Source organism: Paenibacillus peoriae KCTC 3763 (genome assembly GCF_000236805.1).
GTDB lineage: Bacteria > Bacillota > Bacilli > Paenibacillales > Paenibacillaceae > Paenibacillus > Paenibacillus peoriae.
Window position 1 is genome coordinate 21,958 of record NZ_AGFX01000022.1, and the last position, 12,979, is coordinate 34,936.

General features: G+C 48.1%; 9 protein-coding genes. 1 reads left to right on the plus strand and 8 read right to left on the minus strand.

All coding sequences use genetic code 11. The features are described 5' to 3' along the window. Positions 1-123 precede the first annotated feature (123 nt). The 8 genes from KQI_RS0114990 to KQI_RS0115025 form a co-directional block, all read right to left on the minus strand. Positions 124-1,941: an ABC transporter ATP-binding protein gene (locus tag KQI_RS0114990; RefSeq protein ID WP_010347622.1), complete on the minus strand. Its 1,818-nt coding sequence runs from the start codon at positions 1,939-1,941 to the stop codon at positions 124-126. Between the two features lie 97 nt (positions 1,942-2,038). After that, positions 2,039-3,337 (minus strand): NCS2 family permease, encoded by a 1,299-nt coding sequence (locus KQI_RS0114995; protein WP_010347623.1) that lies wholly within the window; start codon positions 3,335-3,337, stop codon positions 2,039-2,041. Positions 3,338-3,405: 68 nt separating this feature from the next. Continuing rightward, positions 3,406-4,155, minus strand: coding sequence for a tRNA threonylcarbamoyladenosine dehydratase (locus tag KQI_RS0115000; RefSeq protein WP_010347624.1), 750 nt, complete (start codon positions 4,153-4,155; stop codon positions 3,406-3,408). Between the two features lie 155 nt (positions 4,156-4,310). Continuing rightward, positions 4,311-6,089, minus strand: coding sequence for an aspartate--tRNA ligase (gene aspS, locus KQI_RS0115005; RefSeq protein ID WP_010347626.1), 1,779 nt, complete (start codon positions 6,087-6,089; stop codon positions 4,311-4,313). An 88-nt stretch (positions 6,090-6,177) separates the two neighbouring features. Next, positions 6,178-7,422, minus strand: coding sequence for a histidine--tRNA ligase (hisS, locus tag KQI_RS0115010; RefSeq protein ID WP_010347628.1), 1,245 nt, complete (start codon positions 7,420-7,422; stop codon positions 6,178-6,180). A gap of 765 nt (positions 7,423-8,187) precedes the next feature. Continuing rightward, positions 8,188-8,349, minus strand: coding sequence for a hypothetical protein (locus tag KQI_RS28835; protein WP_010347629.1), 162 nt, complete (start codon positions 8,347-8,349; stop codon positions 8,188-8,190). Positions 8,350-8,479: 130 nt separating this feature from the next. After that, positions 8,480-8,926, minus strand: coding sequence for a D-aminoacyl-tRNA deacylase (gene dtd / locus KQI_RS0115020; protein WP_010347630.1), 447 nt, complete (start codon positions 8,924-8,926; stop codon positions 8,480-8,482). A 138-nt stretch (positions 8,927-9,064) separates the two neighbouring features. Further along, entirely contained in the window at positions 9,065-11,242 is a 2,178-nt protein-coding gene (locus tag KQI_RS0115025) for a RelA/SpoT family protein (RefSeq protein ID WP_010347631.1), read from the minus strand. Between the two features lie 269 nt (positions 11,243-11,511). Here KQI_RS0115025 and uraA point away from each other — a divergent pair, with 269 nt between their 5' ends. Next, positions 11,512-12,822, plus strand: coding sequence for a uracil permease (gene uraA / locus KQI_RS0115030; protein ID WP_010347632.1), 1,311 nt, complete (start codon positions 11,512-11,514; stop codon positions 12,820-12,822). The last annotated feature ends 157 nt before the right edge of the window (positions 12,823-12,979 follow it).

The window sequence follows — 12,979 nt, forward strand, 5'->3', positions numbered from 1 at the left end:
AATCCGAAGAAGCGGAGCGTTCGCCTTTGCCTTTGCCTCTGAATTCCCCCCTTGTTCTCATTACAATCAGAGGAATTCAGAGGCAACAGCGATCGGAGGATTAAATCACACGCGAAGCGGCCACTAGTGCTCCATACTCCTCTCCCCCATCTCCACAAACTGCTTTTGAGCCAGCTCGCGGTATACCTGATGGGACTCTATTAACTCGGCATGAGTTCCTGCACCCGTCACCTTGCCCTTGTCCAACACGATAATCTGATCGGAGTGAACGACCGTTGACAAACGGTGAGCGATGACAATCGTCGTTCGTCCTTCCATCAGGTTCGCCAGCGCCTTTTGTACCTCGTGCTCGGATGAGCTGTCCAAGCTGGAGGTAGCCTCATCCAGCATGAGAATGTCCGGGCTGCGAAGAAGCGCACGCGCAATGGCAATCCGTTGGCGCTGCCCGCCAGACAGCTTCATCCCCCGTTCCCCTACCTCCGTATCATAGCCTTGAGGCAAATCCATAATAAACGTGTCTGCATATGCCATCTTGGCTGCCTGTCTTACCTCTTCCAAATCAGCTTCCCGTCCCAAGCCATACGTGATATTATCTCTGACCGTTCCGGTCATCATCGAGCTTTCCTGCGACACATAACCGATTTTAGAACGCCAGGAGGATAGCGTATATGACGATATCGGCTCCTCTCCATAACAGATTTCCCCGGTATCTGGCACATAAAAGCGCTCCAGCAATGAAAACAGAGTCGATTTGCCACTTCCACTCGGACCTACGAACGCTGTCGTGCGGTTAGCTGGGATGACCAAACTCGCCTTATGAAGAACCTCTTCACCTTCGGTATAGGAAAAAGCAACATCACGCAGCACAATATCTCTGCTCTCTTTTGCAGCTTCCTGTTTCAATTCAAGCGGCTCCTCTTCATGATCCAAAATTGTCTGAATCCGTTCAGTAGCTCCAACCACCTTTTGCAAACGAGAATACAAGGTTGTAAATTGTGCCATAGGTGTAATCACTTGAAACAGAAGCAGTATAAAAGCTACTAAATCCCCGGCTGTTAGCACGCCTGATGCCACTCGTACACCACCTACACCCAAAATAATGACCAGCACTGCGGTCAGCAAGAAGGTAGAGATGGGTCCTACAAGAGCCAAAATACGGGATTCCTGTAGACCAAAGCGGAACATCCGGTAGATACGATCCTCTCCGGCCTTTGCTTCTCGGCTTTCTGTTCCGTAAGCCTTCACTAGCCTGATTTCACCGATAACCTGGCTCAGCACTGAGGTCAGATCTGCCATCTCATCCTGCTGCTTTTTGGAAATGATATACATTTTCCGTCCTACCGGAAACAAAATAAGGGCTGTTAGCGGAACAATAGTCATAATAATGAGTGTCATAACCCAATCCAGATAAAATAACAACGCAATACCGCCAATAATTGCAATCACATTAGAAATCAGGTTGACAAGATACTCCGTAATGAGGTTCATAATCAGGCTAGTATCATTGGTGACACGACTCATCGTATCTCCTGACCGGTTCCGATCAAAGTACGGGATGGGGAGAGACAAAATTTTATGCCATAAGCGTTTGCGCAAATTAGCCACAATTTTGTGTCCGGCATAGTTCAGCATATAAATAGAAACCGCCGAAGCCACAGCTTGAAGCACAAACGCGCCAAGCAAACCAAAAATGACCATACGGTTCAGTGAAGAAAAGGTCAAACCATCGATTAGTCCCTTGGTCATCAGCGGTACAATTAAACCGGCAATCGTTTGAACCAGGGTCAGGATCATGGCAATGGTGAGAATAGTCTTGGGCGGATGTGCACTCGCAATTAATTTGATAAATCGGCTCATGCCAGCCTTATCGGGTCTTTTACCCGTTTTTTCCTTCTTCCAGCTCTGTTGTTCATCTTGCTGTACATGATGCTCATTTTCCATAAACCATCAACCCCGCTTCCATTCTGACCATTCTTGCCCAAACAACAACACCCGCGCTCTGCGCGGGTATGAACAGTACAGTCTATCTTCGAGTTTACTACACCAGAGAATGAAGTACAAAGTTAGCCACAAACAGTACAGATATGATATACAATGCGACAGGCACTTCCTTGCCTCGTCCTGCTGCCAGCTTGGCTACGGGGTATGCAATAAAACCAAATGCCATCCCGTCTACAATGCTGTAAGTAAAGGGCATCATAACCATAATCAGAAATGCAGGAAACGCCTCGGTAAAATCACTAAAATCCATCTCACGCACATTTTGCACCATGAGCCCGCCAATAATGATTAATACAGGGGCAATCGCGCTATCAGGAATATAAGCCAACAGCGGAATACAGAAAAACGTGGCCCCGAATAATACAGCAGTTACCAGCGGCGTTACTCCTGAACGTCCCCCTGCTGCAATACCGGCTGTCGATTCCGCCGCAGCTACCGCCGGACTGCTGCCTAAAATACCGGCAAAAATATTGGTCACCGCTAACACACGCAAACTATTCTTAAAGGTGTCCGGTCTTCCAATCATGCTGGTCTGCGCAGTAATCATACCAATATTCTCAAACAGCACAATCAGCAGCAGGAGAAAAACAGCGATCCAGAAGGCTATCAAAGCGATACCTGAAAAGGACAGTTCTCCAAACAATTGTCCGTATTGCCGCACGGTTTCAGAGGTTCGCACTGTGCTTGTCGGCTCTACAGCTCCCAGCACGTAGGCAAGCCCGGTTCCTGCTAAAATACTGATCAGCAGCCCACCCTGAACGTTACGGACAAACAACACAATAGCCAGCAGCAACGTTATACAAGCCGTGATCACCTTAGGGTCATTAAAATGACCGATGGCCACAAAGGTCGTTTGATGAGCAATCACGATACCGCTTTTTTGTAATCCAATGAAGGTTAAAAACAAGCCGATTCCTACCGTTATTCCATGCTGTAAATTATGGGGAATGGCCTGGCTGATCAGCTTGTACAAAGATGTAAATGCTACAATGGCGAATAAGATCCCTGTGATGCTTACCACCATCAACGCTTCCTGCCAGCTCAGCTTCATCGAATGTACAAGTGTATAAGTGAAAAAGGCATTGATTCCCATCCCTGGCACAACAACTATTGGAGATTTTCCGCCAAAAGCCATCAGCAGGCAGCCAATAATGGATGTAAGCAGTGTCCCGAGCATCGCCCCTTGCAGAGGAATGCCGGCATCTGCCAAAATGGTCGCATTGACCATCACAATATATACAACGGAAAAATAAGAAATGGCGCCAGCGGCCACTTCCTTTTTCCAATGATGCTCGGGTTTGAAACCGAGACTTCTGGACCATAGTCCATCCTTCATACCAAAACCCTCCAGCACGTTGTCAATCTGGTTGCAGCAAGCTGTATACAGCCATGCTATCTTCGGGGCTACACTCCAGCGCGCTCCAGCAAATCCTTGACGGCTGCACCGACCATGATCAAGCCTGCTACCGGAGGCACAAAAGCGTTGCTCGCAGGCGGCTGCTTCGCTTTCCGAATTTCAGGTGCGTTTGCAGGTACGATTTTTTTCGTAATGTCCTCACGCGGCTTCATTGGCTCCTCATCGGAGAATACAACCTTGACGCCTTTGGTAATGCCTTCTTTACGCAGCTTGGTGCGAATGACACGGGCAATCGGGTCCATTCTCGTCTGGGAAATATCCACCACTTTAAAACGGCTCGGGTCCATTTTGTTGGCAGCACCCATGCTGGAGATCATCGGAATCCCGCGTTTCAGACATTCCTTGATCAAATGAATTTTGTAAATAATGGTATCCGAGGCATCCAGCACATAATCCAGATCGTATTTAAACAACTCTTCATATGTTTCTTCGGTGTAAAACATATTCAGTGCGATAGCTTCACATTCAGGGTTAATCAGCTTCACACGCTCTACCATCAGATCAGCCTTTTTTTGACCTACCGTGGTCGTCAGCGCATGAATCTGTCGGTTAATGTTGGTAATGTCTACGACATCTTTATCAATCAAAATAATACGTCCGACACCCGTCCGGGCCAGCGCTTCCACTGCAATTGAGCCGACACCGCCAATCCCCAGCACGGCTACCGTACTATTCTTCATAGCTTCCAGACCCTCAGTGCCAATCGCCAGCTCCGTTCGCGAAAATTGATGCAGCATACGGTATATCATCCTCTCTTACTGATTTTAACTTTAGGCTTAAACACTAGCATACAAACCACGAACCCATTATCCACAAAAGGGTAACGGGTTCATGACATTTTATAAGCTATTCACAAGTCATTGAATGACACTTGTTAAGCCAAACGTTGGTCTTAGGCTTTAGGCGCAACAGGCTTCGGAGCAAGACGGATATGAAGCTGCTCCAATTGAGATTGATCCACTTCGGATGGTGCATCCATAAGCAGGTCTGTCGCACTGGCTGTTTTCGGGAATGCAATCGTTTCACGCAGGTTTGTACGACCTGTGAGCAGCATCACAAGACGGTCAAAACCGAAGGCAATACCGCCATGTGGAGGCGCGCCATATTCGAACGCATCCAACAGGTAGCCGAATTTATCTTTAACTTCTTCTGGTGACAAACGGAGAGCGTTGAACATTTTCTCCTGAACATCACGTTTGTGAATCCGCATCGAGCCGCCGCCTACTTCATAGCCGTTCAGTACGATATCATAAGCCTGGGCACGAACCTGGCCTGGGTCTGTATCCAAGATAGCAAGGTCTTCATCATTTGGACGCGTGAACGGATGATGTTCTGCTACATAGCGTTTTTGTTCTTCGTCATAGCCGAGAAGCGGGAAGTCCACAACCCATGCAAATTTGAATATGTTATCGTCGATCAATCCCAAGTGACGGCCAATTTTCAGACGAAGCGCGCCCAATACATCAGCAACGACTTTTTTGTTATCCGCAGAGAAGAGCAACAGATCACCCTCTTCAGCTCCCGTGCGCTCCTTCAGTGCTTCGATTTCTTCCGGTGTAAAGAATTTCACGATAGGCCCCTTGAATTCGCCTTCCTTCACCTGAATCCAGGCCAAGCCTTTAGCTCCGTAACGTGCAGCATAAGGACCCAGGTCATCAATGTCCTTACGACTCCATGTGCCACATCCTTTGGCATTGAGGACTTTTACTTCGCCGCCCTTTTCAATCACGGAAGCAAACACTTTTACACCACTGCTTGCCACGATATCATTCACATTAATCAACTCAAGGCCAAAACGCAGGTCTGGCTTGTCTGAGCCGTACTTGTCCATCGCCTCTGCATGTGTAATCCGTTTGAATGGGGTTTCCAGCTCTACACCAATCGTCTCTTTGAATAGTTTGACCATAAGGCGCTCCATCATAGGTAGCAAGTCATCTCGTTCCATGAAGGAGGTCTCGATGTCGACCTGTGTAAATTCAGGCTGGCGGTCAGCACGCAAGTCTTCATCACGGAAACAACGTGCAATTTGGTAGTAGCGCTCCAGGCCGCCCACCATCAGCAATTGCTTGTAAATTTGCGGTGATTGCGGCAAAGCGAAAAACTCGCCTTCATGCACACGGCTTGGCACCAAATAGTCACGAGCACCCTCCGGGGAGCTTTTCGTCAAAATCGGTGTCTCCACCTCGATGAAATCTTCACTGTCAAGGAAGTCACGGAACACCTTAGCCGCTTTGGAGCGAAGTTTCAAGGTCTGATGCATCTCTGGACGACGCAGATCCAGGTAACGGTATTTCAAACGTAACGACTCATCTACTTCTACACCATCTTCAATGAAGAACGGAGGTGTCTTGGCTGCATTCAATACTTCAATTTCAGTGATACGTACTTCAATTTCACCTGTAGGCAGGTTGGGGTTGATCGTTTCCGCATCCCGCTTGACAACAGTACCGGTAACCTCAAGCACATATTCACTACGAACGCGATCCGCAATTTGCAGTGCGTCACCGGAATATGCCGGGTTAAACACGATTTGTACAATCCCGCTGCGGTCACGCAGGTCAATAAAAAGCACGCCTCCCAAGTCACGACGGGTTTGTACCCAACCGTTCAATGTAACTGTTTCTCCGATATGCGCATGGGTTAATGCGCCGCATTGATGACTCCTTTTCATCATACACACTCCTGTTAATGTTTTAGTGGTTCATGCTATGTGAATCCATCGAAGGAAGCTGCCCCCGACCGATGTTACATCATGTTCTTTAGCCCAGCTCTTCCACCAGCTGATCCAGCTTAACGGTACGCTGTTCACCAGTTTCCATGTTTTTCAGTGCAATCTCACCCTGAGCCAGCTCGTCCTCACCCAGAATCGCAGTATATCTCGCTTTAAAGCGATCTGCTGATTTCATCTGCGCCTTCATTTTACGGCCCAGATAATCTCGCTCTGCGGATAATCCGGCTTGACGCAGCTTAAACAGCTGTTTGGTCACTTCCGTTTCTGCCGCTTCACCCAATGCCACCATATAGACATCCAGCGGCTTGGCTTCGTTCATCTGGACACCCTGATGCTCCAGGATCAGCTGAATGCGCTCCAGACCGATACCGAAGCCGATACCCGGCTGATCCGGTCCACCCAGCTCTCCGACCAATCCGTTGTAACGGCCCCCTCCACCGATCGTGTCAATGGCACCAATACCTTCGGCTTTGAATTCGAATGCTGTCAGCGTATAATAATCCAGCCCTCGCACGAGACGCGGGTTGACTGTATATTCCACACCCATGGCATCCAGATTTTGCTTCACTTTCTCAAAGTGTGTGCGGGATTCCTCATCCAGACTATCCAAAATAGAAGGTGCACCGTCAAATTTGTCCTGATCATCCTTGCTATCCAGCACCCGCAGCGGATTACGATCAATCCGTGCTTGACTCTCCTTGGTCAGCGTATCCTTAATAGGCAACAGGAAATCAACCAAACGTTGACGATAGGCGGCACGGCTGGCGGCATTGCCGACGGAGTTAATCTCCACCTTTACCCCTTTCAGGCCCAGTTCACGGCAGAACTGATACCCGAAAGCGATAACTTCTGCATCCAGAGCTGGATCAACCGCTCCAAATGCTTCAATGCCAAATTGGTGAAATTGGCGCTGACGTCCAGCCTGTGGACGCTCATATCGGAACATCGGGCCAATATAATACAGCTTGGTCACATCCGGCTCACCGTACAACTTATTCTCCACATAAGAGCGGACGACACCTGCTGTCCCCTCCGGACGCAGCGTCATGCTGCGTTTGCCTTTATCCTCAAAAGTATACATTTCCTTTTCCACCACGTCCGTCGTTTCACCCACACCCCGAACAAACAAATTCGTTTGTTCAAACATCGGTGTACGGATCTCGCGGTAATTAAAGCGGCGGCTGATTTCACGGGCTTTCTCCTCAACAACCTGCCACTTTTCTACATTGCCCGGCAGCAAATCCTGCGTTCCTGTCGGCTTTTGAAAGGCCATTAACGTATCCCCCCTCTTAATAAAAACAAAAAAATCCCTCGCCCTGTTAAAATTAACAGGGACGAGGGATTGTCGTTTACAAATCACCCGTGGTACCACCCACATTCCGGAGTTTCCCGGACAGCCAGCGCGTAAAAAACGCTTAGTGCCCGTCAGCCTTACACTGACTCCGCTCATACGTATAACGCCCGCAACGCGCAGTACGGCTATTATGCAGGATGGTCCGCTGTTTGGTACAGTTACCTGTACACTCTCGGCAGGTGCTCCTCAATTGTTCGCCGCCTGTTCTCGGGGAGGTCATTCGTCCGCTCATCAAGGGAATTTTTACAGCCTGGAAATTCCTCTCTGCGCTTGTGGGTTCGGAGTACTTGGTCCCGTCATCAAATCATTTTTCATTATTTTATGATTTTAATGAACTGCTTCGACAAAGTCAAGACATTCCCTCCAGAATCAAACAAAAAAGTCTTATAAAAAGAAAAAAACCTGCGGAAACGGTCCGCAGGTTCAATAGATATATCAAAAGGGGGTCATGCTGTTATTATAAGCAACGTATATTAAGGAATGATGTTCCGAATATTACAATTGTATTACAACCATTCTGTAGCAGATTAATTCCCGCAAGTATCGACAATCTTGTGACGTTCTCTTGGCTTTAATCCAGTTGCGCCACATATCCACGATTTGAACGTGCTTTATAACAATTCGCAGCAGCCAATAAGAAAAGGAGCCTTTTGGCTCCTTTTCTGACGTGATAAATATTAAGTCTTACCTGCGCGGCAAAGCACCGCGCCCCGGCTTGTTCATGGCTGCTGCAGCATGCTGCAATAACGTATCAGCATCGCGGGTAAGGTTGATCGCTTCCTGAATACTACCGGGGAAAAGCAGCTCAGCGCTTCGATAACCGTTCATTTTTGGGGTTTGACGCATTGCTTCGTCTCTCCTGTCACCCTTAAGGCTATCCATCCGGCTGATCACCAGTTGGGATGACATTATCGTCTCCATGAACGGTCATTTTATTCTGCTCAGTGCTGATTCCATGCTACGAACCAGCGTGTACCTAAGAACGGTCGCTGTCCAGAATCAGTGTCACCGGACCCCAGTTGGTCAATGATACATCCATCATCGCCCCAAAAATGCCCGTTTCAACCTCCAAGCCCTTGGCTCGAAGCTGGCTGTTGAAAAAATCATACAGCTTCTCTGCTTCCTCAGGCTTGGCTGCTCTCATAAAGTTAGGTCTTCTCCCATTACGGCAGTCACCATACAATGTAAACTGAGAGACCGACAAAATGGCCCCGCCGACATCCAGCACACTGTCATTCATTTTACCTTCAGCATCCTCAAATATGCGTAATCCCGCTGTTTTATCCGCCAAATAAACGGCATCAGCCGCCGTATCTCCTTGGCCTATACCGACCAGCAGCATTAATCCGGCTCCGATCTTGCCGACCACCTTTTGATTAACCGTTACCTGAGCGTCTTTACAGCGCTGAATGATGATTTTCATCGACTATCCGCTGTCTCCTTTAACCTTCCCTCTTAAAAGGTGCTTCGCAGCCGCAGCACGGCTTCTCATGGCGACCTATGGGGCTTGTACTCAAAACGTGCTACAAACGGCTACGAGCCTTCTTTTACGCTTACAAGTTTATTGCATAATCCGATGCACGGTGTATACATCTTTCACCCGTTTGATCCGTTCGACAACCGAATGCAAATGATCCGTATTGCGGATGAGAATCGTAATGTGAATCATCGCCATTTTGTTTTTGTCGGTACGGCCTGTAACGGCAGAGAAGCTGGTTTTGTTCTCGGATATAGCCTGAAGCACTTCGTTCAGCAGACCGTTGCGGTCATGTCCTGTAATCTCGATATCGACGCTATAATTGACCTCTGCTGCTTCCTCCCACTCAACCTCGATCACACGAGCCTGATCTTCCCCCGTACCCGCAGGAATATTAGGACAATCTGTCCGGTGAACCGATACGCCGCGGCCACGTGTTACATAACCGATAATGTCGTCTCCCGGCACGGGATTGCAACATCGTGCAAAACGAACGAGTAAATTGTCGACTCCTCTGACGCTGACGCCGTTCGTCGGTGTTTTTTTACGTTCACCCTGCGGTTTGTACTCCTTGACCTCGGTCGTCAGTTCGATCAGCCGTGCCTCTTCCTGCTCCTTGCGCAGCTTCTCCGTCAGACGTGTACAGACCTGAGCTGCGGTTATACCGCCAAAGCCAATCGCCGACAGCATATCCTCTATATCGTTGAAAGAAAACTTTGCTGCCGCTTCCTGAAGCTTGTCGTCACTCATCCATACCGAAGGCTCTATATCGCGTTTTTTGAGCTCACGCTCCAGATTCTCACGGCCTTTTTCGATATTCTCCTCGCGCTTTTCTTTCTTAAACCATTGCTTGATTTTACTGCGCGCGTGAGAGGACTGGGCAATTTTGAGCCAGTCCTGACTAGGTCCATAAGAATGCTTGGACGTCATAATTTCGACGATATCGCCGGTTTTAAGCCGATAGTCCAATGGCACAATTCTTCCGTTTACCTTGGAGCCAATCGTTCGGTTACCAACTTCAGTATGAATACGGAAAGCAAAGTCCAGCGGAACCGATCCGGCAGGCAGCTCAATGACTTCCCCTTTTGGAGTGAACACAAACACAAGGTCCGAGAAAAAGTCCATTTTGAGCGATTCCACAAATTCAGACGCGTCCTTCGCCTCATTTTGCAGCTCCAGAATTTCCCGAAAAAAGGTGATTTTATCCTCAAAGTTCGTGTTGTTTGCTCCATTGCCTTCTTTATAAGCCCAATGGGCCGCAATCCCGAATTCAGCTGTGCGATGCATATCCACCGTGCGAATTTGCACCTCGGTAGGTTCCCCGTTGGGGCCCACGACTGTCGTATGAAGGGACTGATACATATTGGCCTTAGGCATGGCAATATAATCCTTAAACCGTCCCGGCATAGGCTTCCACAACGTATGGATGATCCCCAGGGTGGCATAACAATCCTTAATGTTATCCACAATAATACGAATCGCCAGCAAATCATATATTTCATTGAATTGCTTGTTCTTCGTTGTCATTTTTTTAAACACACTGTAAATGTGCTTGGGACGCCCGGAAAGATCAGCCTGAATACCCATCTCTTCCAATTTTTCCTTGATACGTACAATAACATTATCAATAAACTGCTCCCGCTCTGCCCGTTTCTTATGCATCAAATTGGCGATGCGATAATACTGCTGAGGATTCAGATAGCGAAGAGCAATATCTTCCATTTCCCATTTAATCGCTGAAATACCTAAACGGTTCGCAATCGGGCAAAAAATCTCCAGCGTTTCATAAGCAATTCGGCGCTGGCTTTCCTCCGACTGATATTTCAAGGTGCGCATATTATGCAGACGATCCGCCAGCTTAATAACAATGACACGAATGTCCTGTGCCATGGCAATAAACATTTTACGATAATTTTCGTTCTGCTGTTCTTCCTTGGAACGGAACTGGATACGCTCCAGCTTCGTCAAACCATCGACAAGCATCGCACATGTATCGCCAAAATGCTCGCGAATCTGCGCCAAAGACACCGTCGTATCCTCCACAACGTCATGTAAAAGAGCGGCGATAATGGAGATGGTATCCATCTGCATATTAACGACGATATCAGCAACCGCAAGCGGATGCAGAATATAAGGTTCACCGGACTTGCGCGTCTGCCCCGAATGGGCCTGCTCGGCAAAATCATAGGCGTCCCTGATGCGGATAAGATCTGCTTCTCTGGTATAGGCCCCGGCCTTTTTAAGTAATTGCTCTATCCCCATTCTGCTCTATTCCGTGTCCTTTCTATGCAAAATGGAACCCGCCGATCAATGTCGCGCAAAGGTTCCCTTTTAAAAGTGATTTCCTATAATTATGACGGTTACTACGTCACACGTCAACTATTACAGGTTGGGCATTGTTGACTTATTTCGTCACAAATAGACCAGCAAATCAGGATTGTTGACGAAATGAAACGAATTTATATTGAAAAAAATACGAAAAGTAATTAATGTATATAAGAATAATTGAAAGAACTAAGGAGTGAACTGCGTTGCAACGCGAAATTCAAGTTAATGAAAAGCTTCCGGCAGGACCCGGGTTCCTGCTCAGCGTACAGCATTTGTTTGCCATGTTTGGCAGCACCGTGCTGGTGCCGAATATTTTCGGTGTCGATCCCGGCATGATTTTGCTAATGAACGGTATTGGCACACTGCTGTACATATGGATCTGCCGAGGCAAAATTCCCGCCTATCTCGGCTCCAGCTTCGCTTTTATCGCTCCCGTTAGCCTTGTGCTTAAAAGCAATCCCGGCGTTAACGGTTACGCTATGGCCCTCGGTGCTTTCATCGTAACGGGTGTTATTTTTTGTCTTGTCGCACTGGTGATCAAATATGCCGGAACTCGTTGGCTGGATGTGGTATTTCCACCCGCAGTCATGGGCTCCATTGTAGCTCTGATCGGACTGGAGCTGGTTCCGGTTGCAGCAGGCATGGCAGGCATTATCAATTCAGACCCTACTAAAGCCTGGTCTCCAGATCCCAAAACCATTACCCTTTCCCTTGTTACACTCGGAGTCACTATTCTGGGTGCGGTATTATTCCGCGGATTTGCCAAAATCATTCATATCTTGATCGGTATTGTGGTGGGCTATGTGCTTGCTTATTTTATGGGTATGGTCAATACACAGGCCATTGCGGACGCTCCCTTGTTTGGGCATCCTGTCATCACCACTCCAGTATTTAATACCTCGGCTATGCTGACAATTCTTCCTGTCGCTCTGGTCGTTATCGTGGAGCATATTGGTCATTTGCTCGTAACCAGCAACATCGTTGGACGCGAGCTGTCCAAAGATCCCGGTCTGCATCGTTCACTGCTGGGTAACGGTATTTCCACTGTGATTTCCGGCTTTGTCGGCTCTACGCCCAATACAACCTATGGTGAAAACATCGGTGTCATGGCATTAACGAAGGTGTACTCCATATGGGTCATTGGCGGTGCCGCAGTAATTGCCATCCTGCTCTCCTTCTCAGGTACCTTCTCAGCAATTGTTTCCAACATCCCGGCTCCAGTCATGGGTGGCGTATCCTTGCTGTTGTTCGGTGTCATCGCTGCCTCCGGTCTGAGAATCTTTGTCGAGCAAAAGGTGGATTTCGCCAAGCCGACCAATATGCTGCTCGCTACCATCGTACTTGTTGTCGGAATCAGCGGTACGACACTCACTTGGGGCGCGGTTACCCTGAAAGGTATGGCGCTGGCAACAATCATCGGCATCGTCCTCAGCCTGTTCTTCAAGCTGGTTGACGTGCTCGGCTGGTCGAATGATAAAACTCAGGAGCCTTTAACGGAAAAAACACCGGATTAATACCTCTTCCTTTACATGAAAACGCCGACCTCTATGAGATACGAGTCCATCACGTACTTGTCTAACATCCAAGTGCGTTGGCTCGTACCTGCGTGGACGGCGTTTTTTTAAATTCATATCTTATAATTTAAAATTAAAATCACACTACCATGGCTGA